Raw genomic sequence first — 16510 nt, 5'->3', positions numbered from 1 at the left:
GAGGTGAGCAAATGACGGACTATGATACCAAGTACGCCTGGAGAGTCACCCCTCTCCTTAGTCTTGCATCCCTCCTTGTTCTTTATACCGAGACAATGTTAATACCAAGCCTACCCTATATCCAGCAAGAATTCAACATAACGCAGGCTGATGTGTCGTGGATCCTCACAGCCTATTTAATCACAGGGACAATTTGTGCGCTGGTCTTTGGTACCCTGGGGGATATCTACGGGAAAAAGAAGCTCCTCTTAACGGCCCTTTCTCTTTACACCCTTGCTCTAGTACTCAATGGGTATGCCCCCACCTTTAGAGCGTTGCTTCTCTCAAGGGCCGTACAAGGTGTGGGCATGGCCATGCTGCCACTAGCTTACTCTTTAGTCCGGGAGCAGTTCCCCCGGCGGCTTGCACCCATGGCCCAGGGGCTCATCTCTGCTATGAATGGAGTGGGTATTATCATTGCGTTTCCGGTAGGGGCCTGGATTGCGCAAAACTACGGATGGAGGGCCACTTTCCATACGGTTGCTCCTTTTGCTACTCTGCTGGTTGTATTAATTGCTCTATACGTGAGGGAAAGCAGGTTCGTTCAGCATGATAAAAGGATAGACTTGACTGGAATATCTCTTTTCGCGGCCTTTCTGGTGTCCTTTTTAATAGCCTTATCAAAAGGTCCTCAGTGGGAATGGACATCTGGAAAGGTTATCTTTCTGATAACCTTCTCCGCCGTTTCCCTTTTTGCATTCCTTTTCCATGAGGCCAAAACTGAGCATCCTTTCATTCCTCGCGAGATCTTTAACAGGAATGTTAAGGCCGCTGTTTTTGCGACTTTTGTCGTGGCATTTGCATTTCAGATAAACTCGCTAACCTTGACGTATTTGCTACAGATGCCCGAACCCCATGGATACGGGCTCCCCGTGTTTAAGGCCGGCCTTTATATGGCACCTCTTGTTTTAACATATCTGATAACCGCTCCTATAGCAGGTCGCGTTATACTCCGGGTTGGGGCGAAGACCCTCTCCGTTTTTGGAATCTTAACGGCGGTGTTGGGATACTCACTGGCCGTTCTCCACCTCTATGATGGAGTTACGTATGTGCTGGGATTTATGAGTATGGGCTCTATGGGAATGGCTCTCCTGAACGTGTCCCTAATTAACCTGTTAACGTTCTCTGCTCCCCGGGAGAGGCTGGGATTAACAACGGGCCTTTTTACCACTTTTAGAAACATGGGCTCCTCCATAGCTCCTCCTGTGGGCGGAGCGATTCTCACGATATACCGGACTGGTAGCGTCCCTCGCCCACAGCGTACTATGTGAATTTCTCAATAGTGATTGCGATGTTTCTGATAGTGCTCATCCCGATATTTTTTGCAGAAGAGGTTATGAAGGATTAAAATGAACTCTCTGTGTTTATTTTTTACTTATGCAAACACCAGCGGCCCAAGCAAAGATATATATTTAGCTTAGGAGCTACAGGAAATGGAGGTGTGTGGTTACGGTGATTGAGCAGGAGATTATTGAGAAGCTTAAGGTTCTTGGTCTCAAGGAGTACGAGGCGAGGGTCTATGCCGCTTTAGTAATCCTTGGGCCATCAAAAGCGAGTGAGATAGCTAAGGAAAGTGAAGTTCCGAGGCCAAAGGTTTACGAGGTTTTAAAAGAGCTTCATAAGAAGGGTTTTGTGGATATAAGCGAAGGGAGCCCTACTTACTTTAAGGCTACTGATCCTGAAAAAGTGGTTGCCTCGCTTAGGGATATGTACATTAAATCGGCAGAGGATGTCATAATCAAACTGAAGAGTTATCAAAAGGAACAGAGACAAGAATGGTTTCCAATCTGGTATTTACAGGGCGAATGGAACATAAAAAGCAACATTGAGGGTTTAGCAGAAAGGGCAGAAGAAGAGTTCATTTCAGCACTTGTCGACTGGAAACTAGGGTTTAAGTTCAAGAAAGCGTTCGAAATTGCAAAGCGTAAAGGACTGAATACAAAAATAATCCTTCCCAAACCCAAGAGAAACAAACGCTATATCGACACTTTAAGTCAGCTTGGAGAAGTATTTCCGGTATCTTTAGAAAAGGCTCTAGAGGATGATCAGGGAAATTTTGAATTACTCGCGAAGGCACTATTTACAGGTGACACATCTTACAGTGTGGAGGGAATCTTTATTAGAGACGGTAGAGAGTCTATTATGGTCTACCAAGAGGGAGAAATACTAAAAGGTTTGATAGTGAGGCTTCCGTTTATCCCGACGTTTCAGAGGATGATTATCCTTCATTTAATTGACAAATCAAGACAATAACTAAAAAGCGATGAACAACCAAAAAGCCTTTGAATACTAAGGTTAGTTATTCTCTTGGGAGCCTCGAAAAGAGGGGTCAAAGCAAGTGGACGATGAATGGTGCCGTAGGGCAATGAAAAGAAGTCCGTGAAAATGACTCTGTTCCCAGAATAAAGGCCCTAAGCAGCCGTTTCCGTCCGCAAACCGATGATGAGTGTCATCCCTCCCGAGGAGACGATGAGGACATTATCCCCACCTGAGGTGGTCTCATGCTTGGATTTTTCCGGCGAAAGAAAAAGGAGAAATACGGGCCGCTCGTTTACCTGAGCGAGCCGACAATACTCTACCACACTCACACAGAGAAGGTAATCCTTGAAATTCTCGAAGAGAAACTTGGCTCTAACAACTTCATTATACCATCAGACTACGGTCTAAAAATGACAGATCACATGATACAGGACGCCGAGATATTCGTTGCAATAGCAATAGTAGGCAAGTTCACTTCTCTTGTCGCTAGAGAAATTAAAATGGCTCAAGAACAGGGAAAGAAAATATACACCCTTGATGTTGCTAGAAAGGACGACGAGATACTTTATCTCTTTGAAGATGGGATTCCAGAGAGAATAGAGTGGCTCACACCAGAGGAGACACAAAGCCTCTACGCGGCCTTCCGCGGCGAGGACTTCTCTGGTTTCATGAAGTTTTTCTTCGGTGACAGGAAAAGGCAATGGTAGAGAAGAAAAGAGGTATCAAGCGTTCGCCTTCTTGGCCTGTATGTAATTGTGGATGGCTTTTGCCGCCTTCTTTCCATCACCCATCGCTAGGATGACGGTCGCTTCTCCCCTTATTGCGTCTCCGCCTGCAAAGACGCCCGGGATGCTCGTCATGAGGTTCTCGTCCACCACAAGTGTTCCATCGGAGTTCGTCTTGAGACCGGTGGCTTCCTCGCTTATTATTCTGTTGGGTTCAAGGCCAATGGCGATGATGACAGTGTCGGCTTCCAGCGTTATGTACTCACCGGTGCCAACTATCTTCCTCTTACCTCTGCTATCGCGCTCATCGAGCGGCCTCATCTTCTCGAACTTCACTGCCTTCACTTTACCGTTCTCGTCCCCTATGAACTCGACCGGGTTCACGAAGAACTCAAACTTAACACCTTCTTCCTCAGCGTGCTGAATCTCTTCGATACGGGCGGTCATGTCTTCCCTTCCGCGACGGTAGGCTATCGTAACTTCAGTACCAAGCCGGAGGGCGGAGCGCGCTGCATCCATCGCCGTGTTTCCAGCCCCAATAACGATTGTCTTCTTCCCTATCGCTATCGGCTCGTCATATTCGGGGAAGAGGTAGGCCTTCATGAGGTTAATCCTCGTGAGGAACTCGTTTGCGGTGTAAATCCTGTCGAGAAGGATTCCGGGTATGTTCAGGAGCTTTGGAGTACCGGCACCGGTGCCGATAAAGACTGCATCGTACTCTTCAAGGAGTTCCTCAAGAGTTACAGTCTTCCCGACGATGTAGTCTAGCTTTATCTCAACTCCCAACTCCCTGAGCTTTGCTATCTCCTTCTCGAGTATTTCCTTCGGGAGCCTGAATTCGGGAATTCCATAGATGAGTACTCCACCTGGCTTGTGAAGGGCCTCGAAGATGGTAACCTTGTAGCCCATCTTCGCAAGCTCTCCCGCACAGGTCAGGCCAGCAGGCCCGCTTCCGACCACTGCGACCTTTCCCTTCATTCCCCCATTGTCTCCCATGAATTCCTTGAGGAGCACTTCCTCTATGCCGTGCTTCCTCGCGTAGTCAGCCACGAACCTCTCCAGCTTGCCTATGTTTATCGGCTCTCCGACCTTACCCATCACACAGGGAGCCTCACACTGCTCCTCTTGCGGGCAGACCCTTCCCGTAACAGCAGGTAAGGTATTATCGTTCCATATTACACGCAGGGCGTTCTTGACGGCTTCATCCGGGTTATCAGGGTTCTCACGTAGGGCCCTTATGAATCCTGGTATGTTTATGTGGACAGGGCACCCTTTGATGCATGGCGCGTACTCGGGTGGACACTGTATGCAGCGCTCCGCTTCCTTTAGGGCCGAAGCAAAGTCATAACCGAGGTTAACCTCAACGAAGCTCCTCACCCTCTCCTCCACTGGCACTTCCGGAGTGGGAACGCGCTCCTTGATAAGCTTAGGTTTGGCTCTCGCCATTCAGATCACCCCCTTCTCCCTCAGCTTGGCAAGGTATCTCTCCCTTGCAATTTTCTCCTGCTCAGCAAAGCGGGCGTTCCTCTTTATGGCATCGTCCCAGTCTATTTTGTGAGCATCCATCATCGGCCCGTCCCTGCAAGCGAACTTTATCTCACCGTCGTAAAGAACCCTACACGAACCGCACATTCCTGTTCCGTCAACCATTATCTGCCTGACCGTGACTATCGTGGGGATTCCGTAGGGCCTTGTTAGCTCAGCGAGCTTTTTGAGGGAGCCGAGCTTTCCACCGCCGAAGACTATATCCACCTTGTCCTTCTCGATGAGCTCCTTGAGGACATCAAGGTAGTGGCCCTTTATACCAACGCTTCCATCCTCTGTTGTGAGGTAGTGCTCGTCCGCTACCGGTTTTGCTAGGTACTTCTCTGGATAAACGTTTGCGGCGTTCTCAAAGGTCTGAATCGCTATAGTGTAGTTTCCAACTTCTTTCATGGCCTTGAGCGTTGCGTAGCTCTCGGCCTGCGCACAGACAGCATCCGAGACAAAGACAACGTTGCCGTAGTACTTGACGTCAATCGGCTTTCCAAGAGGGCCTGTTATACTGAGAATCTCGTCTCCAACGTCGAACTCATACCAGAGCTTGAAGGTTGTGATTCCATGGCGCCTGAGAAACATACCTATCCTTCCGTCATCAGCATAATAGACAGACATCGGGACTCTTTCGCCCTTCTCATCGGGAATCAAAACCACGAACTGGCCCACCTTCCAGGAGCGAGCTATGTGGGGTGCCTCGACCTCCATGAAGAAGTCTATGGCGCTCAGGTTCTCCTTTTTTGTTATTTTATACCCCATAATGCACCACCTTAGGCATGTGTTCAAATTTGTTCACCCAAGGTTTTGAACCTAAGGTTTATATTCCTTTTTTAAACCAAAGGTTCAGAACTCCGAGCCGCCCCAAAAAAGTTCTCTGCAGACTTTATTATGGACGGGCTAAAGGATAAATTTGGCGAGGAAGGCTTTTTATCATATTATGCCAAACCAATACCGGGTGATGGAAATGGTGAAAATACCTCCAAGCCATCCGCGTTACTGGAGCCTCTACTATAGAGAGAAGATCATCGAGGGAATGGAGAAGGGAATGACGGCGAAGGCCGGCTTGATCGCCCACGGTAGGGGAGAGGCCTTCGACTATCTCATCGGCGAAAGGACGATAGAACCCGCCGAGAGGGCCATGAGGGCAGCGGTCGCGAAGCTCCTCCTTGCGGAGCATCCCGTTGTCTCCGTGAACGGCAACGTTGCCGCTTTGGTGCCGAAGGAGACAATAGAGCTCTCCAGAGCACTCAATGCCAAGCTCGAGATAAACCTCTTCTATCGCACAGAGGATCGTGTTAAAGCGATAGCAGGAGAACTCCGCAAATACGATCCCGAGATAGAGCTCCTCGGTATAAACCCAACAAAGAGGATTCCCGGCCTAGAGCACGAGCGCGGAAAAGTCGATGAGAATGGCATCTGGAAGGCCGACGTGGTAGTCGTTCCTCTGGAGGACGGTGACAGGACTGAGGCCCTCGTTAGGATGGGCAAGTTTGTGATAACCATTGATTTGAACCCATTATCTCGTTCAGCGAGGATGGCAGATATAACCATCGTAGACAACATCGTCAGGGCTTATCCGAGGATGACAGAGCTCGCTCGTGAAATGAAGGACTACAGCAGGGAGGAGCTCATCAGAATTATCGAGGAGTATGACAATGGAAAAACGCTGAGCGACGTACTGCTCCACATAAGGGACAGACTAACTAAGCTCGCGGAAGGTGGGATATGGCGGAAGAAGCAGCTCGATTAGAGTTTGCCCGCTAGAGCTCCATCTCTGTCTTTTCTACAAGTCTTCTCAGCCCTGTTATAAGTTCTGCCTCACTTCCCGCGTGGGAAATCACCAGTGGGACCCTCTCGCGCTCGGCCAGTTTTACCGCAAGCTCATCGAGCTTCTTGACGCCGTGAAGGACGACTACTGCCGGCTTGAGCCCCTGAACGCGGACGGCTATCATTGGACTCCTTCCGGTCGTTACCTTGGTGAATATTAGCGCCCTCTCAGTCGTCCAGCCGTAGAGCTTGAGGAATTCTTCCGCCGACATCTCGAGGATCGCCTTTATACTGTCAACGACTGTGTATCCGTATATCCTTCTATCCAGAAGGTGCATGTTTGCAACAACTTCACCCTTGACGGCTCCAACGAGGTCTTTGATGGTGATGGGCAGTGCGAACTCCCTTATATCAAGGATAGCGCTGGTCGGAAGCTCACTTCCAAGGGTCTTGCTGAAGGCTTTTATGACGTTTCCTCCTCTCCGCTCGTCTATCTCCAGAAGAGCCTCAACGAACTTCCTGATGGTTGAAGCACCGGGGCTCTTTCTCCTCCCACCCTCGTAGTCGCTTATGACGGAAGAAGAGACGCCGAGGTATTCGGCGAGCTCCGTCTGACTTATGCCGAATATCTCCCTCCATTTGCGCATGGTCTTTCCGGGGTCGGAGGAGAGGGTTATTTCTCCGGCTATCCTCTTGGCAAGAGCTTCTTTCTCCTTTTCAAGCATAGTGGATGATATTCGTCAATCATTATAAACCTTTCGGCAATTGCCTAACAGGCAAACTTCTCTTGAGAAAAGGTTGATCAAAAGTGATTAACTTCCAAGATTGCAGTTTTACAGGTCATTCTTCTTATTTGGCTTGCTTGTTGATGGGTCCATTCACCGAACAGTAATATTTATGCGAGTTCTCTCCAACCTAACGTCGTGTGGACATCCAAAACAAAGTGAACTCGCGTTAAAAGGGTCATTTTAAGTTGGATCCAGGTTTAGTCAGTAATTGAGAGATTAAATGCAGTTTCAGAGTTGCCCACATTGGCGGTCAAACTTAAAAACCCCCCACCCTACGCTCGGTCGGTGGGGAAAATGGCGATATACTTCATTGGGTTAGGACTCTACGACGAAAAAGACATCACGCTCAAGGGCCTTGAGATGGCCAGAAAATGCGACCTCGTCTTTGCCGAGTTCTACACCTCGCTTTTGGCCGGGACGACGCTTGATAAGATTGAGGAACTCATAGGGAAGCCCATCAGGAGGCTCAGCAGGGAAGAAGTCGAGCTCCAATTTGAGAGAATCGTTCTTAGCGAGGCGAAGGACAAGGACGTCGCCTTTCTAACCGCGGGTGACCCTATGGTGGCAACCACTCACTCCGACCTCCGCATAAGGGCGAAGGAGATGGGAATCGAGAGTTACGTCATCCACGCGCCAAGCATCTATTCCGCCATAGCAATAACCGGCCTTCAGGTATACAAGTTCGGCAAGAGCGCAACCGTGGCTTACCCAGAGAAAAACTGGTTTCCAACGAGTCACTACGACGTGATAAGGGAGAACAAAGAGCGGGGGCTTCACACGATGCTCTTCCTTGACATAAAGGCTGATCAGAATCGCTACATGACAGCTAACAAGGCTATGGAGATTCTCCTCCAGGTTGAGGAGATGAAGGGGGAAGGTGTTTTCACGCCTGATACGCTGGTAGTCGTTCTTGCGCGTGCGGGCTCGCTCAATCCGACGCTCAAAGCTGGCTACGTTAGGGACATGCTCAACGAGGACTTCGGCAGACAGCCGCACGTTATGGTCGTTCCGGGAAGACTGCACATTGTTGAGGCGGAATACTTAGTGACCTTCGCCGGTGCACCGAGGAAGATACTCGACGAGGTCTAGCGAAAGCTTTATATTTTCGTTCCCTTCCACTATTCCCGGGACGGGCCCGTGGTCTAGCCTGGTTATGACGCCGCCCTCACACGGCGGAGGTCCGGGGTTCAAAGCCCCGCGGGCCCACCAGTCCTACAAACTTCGCGCAGGCGAAGTTAGCAACTTTGCAGGGCAAAGGTTGACCAAAGAAGTAAACTTCTTTTCAACTGTTGGAATGAGTTTGTATGTCCTTCTGATAGACGAATGAGTGCTACGGATTCCACTTTCAAAGCGGCACATTAAATTGTTTCTGCTTTACCAGCGCTCTCCAGGCGCTTTTTTGAGTGAAACCCAAAAATAACCCGTAAATCTGGGAACTCTCGGAACTTGACGAATCTAAAAGAGACATACGAGCTTTGATGAACCTCTAACGAGCAACTTTTGCTTGGCAAAAGTTTCCTGTGGCGGGCCGGGCGGGATTCGAACCCGCGACCTTCGGCTCCGGAGGCCGACGCTCTATCCAGGCTAAGCCACCGGCCCATGCCCATAACTACTCGGGGGGTAGATTTAAAAACCTAATTCCGGAATTGACTGGACTTAAAAGTACATGGAAGCACCAAAAAGCACAAAAACTTTTTAGCTAAGGCACCCTAAATAAAATAAAGTAAGGTAAGGAAGAAAAAGGTGATACCCATGGAGCCCCACGAGTTCAAGCTTACCGAAGAAGGTATAAAGGCGGTTCTCCCACCCCTCGAAGCAGAGATAATGGAACACATGTGGAAGGTTAAGGTGGCCACCGCCGGCCAGGTCTACGAATACATGAAGGAGAAGCATCCAGACATAAGGCGCTCCACTATAAGCATTCTCATGAACCGCCTCTGCGAGCGCGGTCTGCTCAAAAGAAGCGTTGAGAAGGGAAGGGGTGGTATGAGATACGTCTACTCAATAACCACCACAAGGGAGGAGTTCGAGGAAAAAGTAGTGAAGAGTATCCTCGACGCCCTCATGACAAACTTCAGGGAAGCGACCTACGCATACCTCTCCAAAATTAAGAAGTGATGAAAGATGCTCTTCATCATAATAACCCTAGAGGTCCTGCTGGCAGTAGTGGCTCTAAAAGAACTGGGCCTCAAGATATCACTGACGGCATTTGGCCTCATCTTCGCATTCTACCTCTGGGTCTCCACTCACGACATCAAGGGTAACTATATCCCCCTTGAAAGAAGTGAGATCCCCTGGCTCTACGACGGCATAGCCAGAATGGCAAAGAAGGCAGGCCTCTCAATGCCAAGAGTTTACATCCTTGACGACTACATCCCAAACGCATACTCATTTAAGAACACGGTAGTCCTTTCCCTCGGACTTTTCGAGGTTCTTGACCAAGACGAAATACTAGCCGTTGCCGCCCATGAACTCGGCCACATAAAGAATGGCGACACAAAGATGTTTCCCCTTATAGCCTACGGCAGGTACCTTATGATTGTGTTCACAGCGGTGCTGATTTTCCTAGCCCACAGCCCCACTGTCACGATAGCGGCACTCGGACTATACGGACTCTACGAGGTTACCCGCGCCAGCTTCCTGAAGAACAGGGAATTCCAGGCGGACGAAACCGCACTCAGACTCTTAGACGTCCCCATGAGCCTGAAGCGCGCCCTCGAGGAGCTCAAATACTACGAGGATCTCAGGATAGGGGTCAGGCTGAGCTCGCTGCCGAGCATTGAGCCGGCAATAGAGAGGAAGCAGAAAACAGCCATAATAGAGACCCATCCAAGTTATGATGAGAGAATATTCAGAATCTTGGTTGAAATAAATGGTAGTAACCTGTTCAACAGGCGCATGCAGTGATGGCTATGAGCGTTGAAATCTTCCTAGACCGGGAAAAGGCAGAGCGCATAAAGCGCATCAGGCCAACCAAGGACGAGTACTTTATGCTGATAGCGAAACTTGTGAGCCTTAGAGCAACCTGTCCAAGGCTCCGCGTTGGCGCCGTTGCCGTCAAGGACGGGTACATACTTGCAACAGGCTACAACGGTGCGCCGAGGGGAATGGAGCACTGTATTGATGTAGGCTGCCTCATAGTGGACAGCCACTGCCACAGGGCGGTTCACGCGGAGCAGAACGTCATAGCCATGGCAGCCAGAAAGGGCATAAGCCTCGAGGGGGCAACGCTCTACGTCACCCACTTTCCCTGCGACACCTGCTTCAAGTTAGTCATCAACGCAGGCATAAAGGAGATAGTATACGAGGAAATGTACCCCAACGAGGCAACTGAAATACTCCTCAGGGAAGCGCAGGAGAAAGGAATAGTGAAGATAAGGCAGTTCAGACTCCCGAAAGAGAGGGTGAAGCTCTTCCTGGAGGAGCTCTTCGGAGAGTTTGTGGAAGGTTAAAGGTTCTTCTCTATTTTTTCCAGTCGCTTGTTTATCTCCTCCAGCTCCATGGCGATTTTCCTTGTGAGCTCGGTTATCTCGCGCTCGGTTTTGTCGACAGCGAGATAAACCCTGAACATCAGTATGTATGCAAGGCCAATACTTATAACGAAGAGGGCATCGAGACCTCTACCAAGACCAAGGATGTGCTTTATTTCGTTGGCTATCTCCAAAGGAAATATTGCGACTATCAGGAGGCCAAGCAGGAGTGCTTCCCAGAACAGGAAGTCTCCCCACTCAAATTCCTTGCGCCCATACCTTCCAAGCACATAGACCATCAATGCGAGAACAATAACTATAGTTATGTACTGAACCGCATACATACTCATCACCTCAGTTTGTCGAACAGCAGATTAAGGGCTATCTTAACCCCCTCCAGGATGTTTGTGCCCTTCTTCATGGAGTACTCCGTATAAACTGCTTTAATGGGAACTTCCACAATCCTGCAACCGTTCCCCGAGGCCTCTATGATTATCTCGCTTGAAACTGCATAGCGGTCGCAGGTTATCGTTATTTTTGACGCACACTCCCGACTGAAGCATCTCAGTCCGCTCTGGCTGTCGCTGACGTACTTCCGCGCGAAGACCGCTGTTATGGCATCAAGGACGAAGTTACCAAAGCGCTTGACGAAGGGCATCTCGCTCGTGTCGCCCTTGAGCCTCGAGCCAACTGCAAAGTCGGCTTTGCCCTCGGCGACTGGCTTCATAACGCGAAGGGCATCACTCACTAGGTGTTGACCATCGGCATCAAAGGTGAGTATAAGTCTCGCATTCTTCCTGAGGGCATAGGCAATGCCCGTCCCAAGGGCCCCACCGAGGCCTCGGTTGACAAGGTGGGTAAGGACGTGAACGCCTCTGGAGCGTGCTACCTCGGCTGTTTTGTCCCTGCTGCCATCGTTGACGACGATTATCTCTTCAGCCCGGAAGTAGCGCAGGAGATCGTCAAGAACTGTCCCAATGGTTCTCTCCTCGTTGTAGGCAGGAACGACCACGTATGTACTCAATAGGTTCTCCAACAGCGGAAGGAGGCCTTTAATCGTTTCAATCTCGAAGTTCGGCTTCGCCTCAACGCTGAAACTCATCCTCCCGGCGGTGTGGTCAGTGATCATGACGCTCAGCGCACCTAGCTCCCGGGCGGGAATTATATCGTAGCCGTGATCTCCAACGACGAGAACCTTACTCGGCTCGACCCCAAAGGCGGTAATTATCCTTTCAAGCTGACCAGCGTTCGGCTTGACTTCCCTGGCCGGAACATCGTCCCGGGTGGATATCAACGAGAAGTAGTCCATAACGCCGTTCATCTCGAGGGCCTTCATCGTTGCCTCGCGGGAACTCCTCGTCATTATCGCCATTGGAATGCCCCTTGCCTTTAGGAACTCCAGAACGTCGAGAACGCCATCGAAGAGAAAGCTCTCCTCTATTCGTTCCACTTCGAGCCCGACCATTATTGAGTATAGCTCTTCAAAGCTTCTCCCTGTTTCCTTCGCTATCCGATGGAGATTTTCGTACATTGGAGTGAGGTCACCAATAATCTCCTGGGGAATTCCCATCTCCAGCAGCCTTGATTTAAGCTCCTCCTTGACTTGGGCAAAAGGCTTTGGTGCCCCGATGAGGGTTCCGTCGAGGTCAAAGACGACGAGCCTTATATCCATGGTTTTCACCGAAGGGTTTATTTTTGGGCCGTTGTAACACCGGTGGGTGTCTAATATGATAGCCGTTGCTCCTCTTATAGGTTTAACCCTGACACTCATCATGACGCCATACATCGCAGAAAGGATGAGAAGAGCCGGCATTGTCGGGAGGGACATCCACAAGCTTGACCAGCCAGAAGTGCCGGAGATGGGTGGGATCGCTCTTATCCTGGCCCTGCCAGTCGCAATTTCGCCGTTTTTGACCGATAAGATTTCCCTGGCGACAATGGTGTTTCTCCTCTTCGGAATTATCGGCGTTGTTGATGATCTAACCAATCTGAGGCAGCTTCACAAGGTCATCCTCTCACTTTTCGTGTCAATTCCAGTTGTGATCATAGGGGTTTCATCCCATATCGATATCTTCGGCTTTGACCTGAACCTCGGGATACTCTATCCCATCTTTGCCGTGCTCTTTGTAACAGGTTCAGCCAACTTGGTGAATATGCTTGCTGGATTCAACGGACTCGAGATTGGCACCTCCGCCATAGCGCTTCTCTTCCTGGCACTAATAACAGACGGAAGTGCTCAACTGCTTGCACTTACCGGTCTCGGCGCGGCTCTCGGCTTCCTGTGTTGGAACAAGTATCCAGCGAAAGTCTTTCCCGGCGACACGGGAACGCTCAGCATGGGGGCACTTATAGGATTAATAGGGATTATTGGAAAAGTCGAGGTTTATACTGCAATACTCCTGATTCCACACTTTTTAGACTTCATCATAAAGGCAACAAGCGTTCGCTTTGGAGTGAGAAGACACGGAAAAACTAAAGTCCTCCCGGACGGGACGCTCCAAGCACCACCTTATCCGAGCTTTTTGGGGACGATAATGAGAAAAATAAGAGTGAACGAGCCGAAGCTTGTCGCGATAGTCTGGCTGATAGAGGCTACTCTTGGTCTTCTCGTCTTAGTTCTTCATCAATCACTTTGACCATACCAAAGCCATATCTGGTTTTTTCTCCAAAGCCGTTCTCATAGCCGAAGCGAGCTATCTCGAGGGAGCCGCGATAGCGGAATATCATCAGAGAGCCACGATAGTATGTGTCCTTCACGAGTATCCGGACGGGCTTGAACTTGATAACATCTATGCTGAAATCCCTATCCTCAGGCATGGAACCCATGATCGCAGAGTAGCGCATCAGCATGACCTTGCGGAGCTTATCGAAGAATGCCTCCTCGTTCGGGTAGAGATCCCATATCTTCATCCTGTTGCTGCTGAGCTTGACTGTTCTTACCATGATAGGACTAAGGGTCGAGAAGAGGGCACTATCCTTTATCTTGGGCTCCTTCAAAATTTTTATATCCTCGGTTATGAAGGTAGCATCGCCTATCTGAAGGATAGGACTGTCGATGAAGCCCTCAACAACGGCCCTTATGAGCTCACTGGAGGAGGAAGAGATGTAGAGAGAGACATCATCAGAGAGAACTCTTATGCCTCTGTCAGGAATAAGCTCGCGCTTCCTCACCATCATGCGGGAAAACGTAAAGTAATCGACGTGGCTCACTTCGGCCTCACGGGCAATCTCGGGAGAAACTATGGCCATCTTCTCTATGAGCTGAGTATAGACATCGTAATTGTAGTTGAAAGGAAGAATCGTATCCTCCTCTGTGGGTCTAAACTTTATCTCAACCCTCATTCCATCACCCCTTGCTACAGCACCCCTCTATAATTGGCACTCATAGTTAATAAAAATTTCGCAAAGAAACCCTCCGCCCATTACTTCAAAGCTAAGTCAAGAAGAGTCCACACATCTGTTACCAAAAATATATAAAGAAACACAAATCAAAACTTATAAGGAAGGACTTATAATGTAAGGATAGAGTTAAAAAGGCCCTTCTACACAAGTTGACCCGTGAGAGGTGAAAGATTATGAGTATTGAAGATGTTGGGATAAAACCCTCCGAAGAGTACGATGATTACATCATGTACCTTAAAAAGAGGATTAGGCAGCTTGAGCTCCAGGTAAGAACCCTTGAGGCAGATAAGGAAAGGCTCGAGAGAGAGCTCTCACGGTTGAGGATGGAGATGTCAAGACTCAGGCAACCACCGGCTTTCGCTGGAACACTGATAGAGCTTCTCGACGAGGATAGAGCGATAGTCCAGAACTACAACGGCCCGCGCTTTGTCGTCAGGATAGCTCCCTGGATCGAAAGGGAGAACCTGAAGCCCGGCGCGAGGGTTGCCCTCGACCAGAGGACAATGGCCATCGTTGAGCTCCTTCCAAGCGAGAAGGATCCAAGTGTCCTTGGCTTCGAGGTCATTGAGAGGCCGACAGTAAGTTACAATGACATAGGCGGTCTGGACAAACAGCTCCAGGAGCTGAGGGAGGCTGTGGAACTTCCTCTCAAACACCCGGAGCTCTTCGAGAAGGTAGGCATAGAGCCCCCCAAGGGTGTTCTCCTCTACGGCCCACCCGGTTGTGGAAAGACCCTCATGGCAAAGGCCCTGGCACATGAGGTTAACGCAACATTCATCCGCGTCGTTGGAAGCGAACTCGTGAGAAAGTTCATCGGTGAGGGCGCTCGTTTAGTCCACGAACTCTTCGAGCTGGCAAAGGAGAAGGCACCGGCCATTATATTCATCGATGAGATTGACGCCATCGGAGCGAAGAGAATGGACGAGACAACCGGTGGTGAGAGGGAGGTCAACAGAACCCTTATGCAGCTTCTCGCGGAGATGGACGGCTTCGATCCAAGCGGCAATGTCAAGATCATCGCCGCCACCAACAGGCCAGACATCCTCGATCCAGCACTCCTCAGACCAGGAAGGTTCGACAGGCTCATAGAAGTTCCGCTGCCCAACTTCAAGGGCAGGCTCGAGATACTCAAGGTCCACACTAAGAGGATGAACCTCAAGGGCGTTGACCTGAGAATAATAGCAGAGATGACTGAGGGAGCGAGCGGTGCAGATCTGAAGGCCATAACCATGGAGGCTGGAATGTTTGCCATAAGGGACAGACGTGAGTACGTGACACAGGAAGACTTCCTCAAAGCTATTGAGAAAGTTTTTGGCTCGGAGCAGAGGCTCGCCCAGCAGATAGCCATGCACGAGGTCATGTACGGCTGAGACCTTCCTTTTCTTCTAGCTTTTCTTCAACTTTGATTATTGCCCAGGCGAGGAGATACATCACAGGAATTGATAAGAAAGCCATCTTGTAGCCAAAGCCATCTATCAGAAGGCCAAGGAAGTAAGGACCTATCGTTGCCCCGAAGAATCCAACCATATTAACGAAGCCCATGACTGAGCCGAGGTTTTCCCCACTGGCCTTCTCCGAAGTATAAGCTGTGACTATGGCTCCCACGGAGTAAAAGGTGAGACCAAGAGGTATTATGACCAATGGCGATGCCGTAACTGTCAAAACAAAGGTCAACAAGGCGTTGAGTCCAAATACAACCGCGATGCTCCGCCTCCCGATTCTATCGTAAAGTCCTCCCCCAAAGAGAGAACCCGCTATGCCTATGACAGAGAGGAGTGAAAAAAGCAGGGAAGCCATCTCAATGGAGACGCCGGAATTTACAAGAAATGAAACGAGGAATGTGAGAAGGCCGAAAAAGGCAGCTAGAACTATGAAGTTGGCAGCACTCAGGAGGAAAACATTCTTGGGAATTGAAAAGCTCACCCTGCTTGGCTTTGAAACTTCTCCCCTTACCGCAAAGGCCAGCGCAAGGCCAACGAGAAGGCTCATAACAGAGAGAACCAGGAAAGCATAGCGCCACTCAAGGTTGAGAGCTATAGGCACGACTATAAGAGGTGCTATTCCACTTCCAACCGGTGGACCTACCATGAAAACACCCAGGGCAGATCCCTTTCTCTCGCGGTAGACCTCGCTTATCAGAGCAGTTGCAGGGGCGTAGTAGAGGCCAGAAAATAGGCCGTAAAGGGCCCTAACTGCAAGAAGCCCCCAGTATTCCCGTGCAAAGAGTATCAGAGCAGATGAGAGTGAGTAACCCACTATGCTGAGCACGAGGAGTCTTTTTCGCCCGATTCTATCGCCGAAATAGCCCGCAGGAACCTGGATGAGAGCGTAAGGAAAGAGCAAGAAGGTCATCAGAAGACCAGCCTCGGAATTGTTTATTCCGAGTTCGGCCTTTATCATTGGAATCAGGGGCGGAATCGCCATCCTGTGGGCGTAGTTGAAAATCCAGCCAAGGGATATAAGGAGTAAAAGCCTGCGGCGCATGGTTTCGATAAAAAGTTAAGCGCTTAAAAAATTATCTGTC

General features: G+C 49.8%; 17 protein-coding genes and 2 tRNA genes. 11 read left to right on the top strand and 8 right to left on the bottom strand.

The genetic code is table 11. From position 1 onward, the window contains the following. The first annotated feature begins 11 nt into the window (after positions 1-11). From E3E32_RS09185 to E3E32_RS09175, 3 genes are all read left to right on the top strand, one after another. Positions 12-1310, top strand: coding sequence for an MFS transporter (locus E3E32_RS09185; protein WP_206205263.1), 1299 nt, complete (start codon positions 12-14; stop codon positions 1308-1310). Positions 1311-1491: 181 nt separating this feature from the next. Then, a complete protein-coding gene (locus E3E32_RS09180; RefSeq protein ID WP_167731442.1) occupies positions 1492-2292 on the top strand; it encodes a TrmB family transcriptional regulator in 801 nt (266 codons plus the stop codon). Between the two features lie 248 nt (positions 2293-2540). Next, entirely contained in the window at positions 2541-3005 is a 465-nt protein-coding gene (locus tag E3E32_RS09175) for a hypothetical protein (protein WP_167731441.1), read from the top strand. 15 nt (positions 3006-3020) lie between these two features. On the opposite strand, the gene gltA is transcribed toward E3E32_RS09175, so the two are convergent. Continuing rightward, complete coding sequence (gene gltA / locus E3E32_RS09170; RefSeq protein WP_167731440.1) at positions 3021-4469, bottom strand: NADPH-dependent glutamate synthase; 1449 nt, start codon at positions 4467-4469, stop codon at positions 3021-3023. Then, entirely contained in the window at positions 4470-5318 is an 849-nt protein-coding gene (locus E3E32_RS09165) for a sulfide/dihydroorotate dehydrogenase-like FAD/NAD-binding protein (protein WP_012572337.1), read from the bottom strand. Between the two features lie 205 nt (positions 5319-5523). Here E3E32_RS09165 and E3E32_RS09160 point away from each other — a divergent pair, with 205 nt between their 5' ends. After that, positions 5524-6309, top strand: coding sequence for a 4-phosphopantoate--beta-alanine ligase (locus E3E32_RS09160; protein WP_167731635.1), 786 nt, complete (start codon positions 5524-5526; stop codon positions 6307-6309). Positions 6310-6319: 10 nt separating this feature from the next. Here the strand turns inward: E3E32_RS09160 and E3E32_RS09155 are convergent, their stop codons facing one another. After that, positions 6320-7051, bottom strand: a complete 732-nt coding sequence (locus E3E32_RS09155) for a helix-turn-helix domain-containing protein (protein WP_167731439.1) — start codon at positions 7049-7051, stop codon at positions 6320-6322. Positions 7052-7408: 357 nt separating this feature from the next. Here E3E32_RS09155 and dph5 point away from each other — a divergent pair, with 357 nt between their 5' ends. Both dph5 and E3E32_RS09145 read left to right on the top strand, forming a co-directional pair. Next, on the top strand, positions 7409-8203 hold the full coding sequence (dph5, locus tag E3E32_RS09150; protein ID WP_167731634.1) for a diphthine synthase: 795 nt from the start codon (positions 7409-7411) through the stop codon (positions 8201-8203). A 42-nt stretch (positions 8204-8245) separates the two neighbouring features. Continuing rightward, positions 8246-8323 (top strand) — tRNA-Val (locus E3E32_RS09145). A 312-nt stretch (positions 8324-8635) separates the two neighbouring features. On the opposite strand, the gene E3E32_RS09140 is transcribed toward E3E32_RS09145, so the two are convergent. Further along, a tRNA-Arg gene (locus tag E3E32_RS09140) sits at positions 8636-8713 on the bottom strand. Between the two features lie 153 nt (positions 8714-8866). Here E3E32_RS09140 and E3E32_RS09135 point away from each other — a divergent pair. From E3E32_RS09135 to E3E32_RS09125, 3 genes are read left to right on the top strand one after another with little or no spacing between them, the layout of a single operon-like run. Then, the gene (locus E3E32_RS09135) at positions 8867-9232 is read left to right on the top strand and encodes a BlaI/MecI/CopY family transcriptional regulator (protein ID WP_167731438.1); all 366 of its coding nucleotides are present in this window, start codon (positions 8867-8869) and stop codon (positions 9230-9232) included. A gap of 6 nt (positions 9233-9238) precedes the next feature. After that, the gene (locus E3E32_RS09130; protein ID WP_167710848.1) at positions 9239-10021 is read left to right on the top strand and encodes a M48 family metallopeptidase; all 783 of its coding nucleotides are present in this window, start codon (positions 9239-9241) and stop codon (positions 10019-10021) included. Positions 10022-10026: 5 nt separating this feature from the next. After that, positions 10027-10566, top strand: a complete 540-nt coding sequence (locus E3E32_RS09125; protein WP_167731633.1) for a cytidine/deoxycytidylate deaminase family protein — start codon at positions 10027-10029, stop codon at positions 10564-10566. Here the strand turns inward: E3E32_RS09125 and E3E32_RS09120 are convergent. Continuing rightward, the gene (locus E3E32_RS09120) at positions 10563-10928 is read right to left on the bottom strand and encodes a DUF2304 domain-containing protein (RefSeq protein ID WP_012572329.1); all 366 of its coding nucleotides are present in this window, start codon (positions 10926-10928) and stop codon (positions 10563-10565) included. The two genes, E3E32_RS09125 and E3E32_RS09120, sit on opposite strands and share 4 nt — an antisense overlap. 5 nt (positions 10929-10933) lie before the next feature. Continuing rightward, on the bottom strand, positions 10934-12256 hold the full coding sequence (locus E3E32_RS09115) for a glycosyltransferase (RefSeq protein WP_167731437.1): 1323 nt from the start codon (positions 12254-12256) through the stop codon (positions 10934-10936). Positions 12257-12311: 55 nt separating this feature from the next. Here E3E32_RS09115 and E3E32_RS09110 point away from each other — a divergent pair, with 55 nt between their 5' ends. Next, positions 12312-13220 (top strand): glycosyltransferase 4 family protein, encoded by a 909-nt coding sequence (locus tag E3E32_RS09110; RefSeq protein WP_167731436.1) that lies wholly within the window; start codon positions 12312-12314, stop codon positions 13218-13220. On the opposite strand, the gene cas6 is transcribed toward E3E32_RS09110, so the two are convergent. After that, entirely contained in the window at positions 13177-13926 is a 750-nt protein-coding gene (gene cas6, locus E3E32_RS09105) for a CRISPR-associated endoribonuclease Cas6 (RefSeq protein ID WP_167731435.1), read from the bottom strand. The genes E3E32_RS09110 and cas6 overlap by 44 nt on opposite strands. A gap of 233 nt (positions 13927-14159) precedes the next feature. On the opposite strand from cas6, the gene E3E32_RS09100 reads away from it, so the two are divergent. Then, positions 14160-15356, top strand: a complete 1197-nt coding sequence (locus E3E32_RS09100) for a proteasome-activating nucleotidase (protein ID WP_167731434.1) — start codon at positions 14160-14162, stop codon at positions 15354-15356. On the opposite strand, the gene E3E32_RS09095 is transcribed toward E3E32_RS09100, so the two are convergent. Further along, positions 15343-16470 (bottom strand): MFS transporter, encoded by a 1128-nt coding sequence (locus E3E32_RS09095; RefSeq protein ID WP_167731433.1) that lies wholly within the window; start codon positions 16468-16470, stop codon positions 15343-15345. The two genes, E3E32_RS09100 and E3E32_RS09095, sit on opposite strands and share 14 nt — an antisense overlap. Positions 16471-16510 lie beyond the last annotated feature (40 nt).

It is taken from the genome of Thermococcus sp. GR6 (genome assembly GCF_012027415.1).
Lineage (GTDB): Archaea > Methanobacteriota_B > Thermococci > Thermococcales > Thermococcaceae > Thermococcus > Thermococcus onnurineus.
The sequence above is the reverse complement of the archived record's forward strand: the minus strand, read 5'-3'. Positions and strand labels throughout refer to the sequence as shown.

Bases quoted from the DNA above. Each gene is read 5' to 3' on its own strand.
- E3E32_RS09185 (WP_206205263.1), top strand. From the start codon at position 12: ATGACGGACTATGATACCAAGTACGCCTGGAGAGTCACCCCTCTCCTT.
- E3E32_RS09095 (WP_167731433.1), bottom strand. From the start codon at position 16,470: ATGCGCCGCAGGCTTTTACTCCTTATATCCCTTGGCTGGATTTTCAAC.
- E3E32_RS09120 (WP_012572329.1), bottom strand. From the start codon at position 10,928: ATGTATGCGGTTCAGTACATAACTATAGTTATTGTTCTCGCATTGATG.
- E3E32_RS09110 (WP_167731436.1), top strand. From the start codon at position 12,312: ATGATAGCCGTTGCTCCTCTTATAGGTTTAACCCTGACACTCATCATG.
- E3E32_RS09115 (WP_167731437.1), bottom strand. From the start codon at position 12,256: ATGGATATAAGGCTCGTCGTCTTTGACCTCGACGGAACCCTCATCGGG.
- E3E32_RS09160 (WP_167731635.1), top strand. From the start codon at position 5,524: ATGGTGAAAATACCTCCAAGCCATCCGCGTTACTGGAGCCTCTACTAT.
- E3E32_RS09130 (WP_167710848.1), top strand. From the start codon at position 9,239: ATGCTCTTCATCATAATAACCCTAGAGGTCCTGCTGGCAGTAGTGGCT.
- E3E32_RS09135 (WP_167731438.1), top strand. From the start codon at position 8,867: ATGGAGCCCCACGAGTTCAAGCTTACCGAAGAAGGTATAAAGGCGGTT.
- dph5 (WP_167731634.1), top strand. From the start codon at position 7,409: ATGGCGATATACTTCATTGGGTTAGGACTCTACGACGAAAAAGACATC.
- gltA (WP_167731440.1), bottom strand. From the start codon at position 4,469: ATGGCGAGAGCCAAACCTAAGCTTATCAAGGAGCGCGTTCCCACTCCG.
- E3E32_RS09165 (WP_012572337.1), bottom strand. From the start codon at position 5,318: ATGGGGTATAAAATAACAAAAAAGGAGAACCTGAGCGCCATAGACTTC.
- E3E32_RS09155 (WP_167731439.1), bottom strand. From the start codon at position 7,051: ATGCTTGAAAAGGAGAAAGAAGCTCTTGCCAAGAGGATAGCCGGAGAA.
- E3E32_RS09175 (WP_167731441.1), top strand. From the start codon at position 2,541: ATGCTTGGATTTTTCCGGCGAAAGAAAAAGGAGAAATACGGGCCGCTC.
- E3E32_RS09100 (WP_167731434.1), top strand. From the start codon at position 14,160: ATGAGTATTGAAGATGTTGGGATAAAACCCTCCGAAGAGTACGATGAT.
- E3E32_RS09125 (WP_167731633.1), top strand. From the start codon at position 10,027: ATGAGCGTTGAAATCTTCCTAGACCGGGAAAAGGCAGAGCGCATAAAG.
- cas6 (WP_167731435.1), bottom strand. From the start codon at position 13,926: ATGAGGGTTGAGATAAAGTTTAGACCCACAGAGGAGGATACGATTCTT.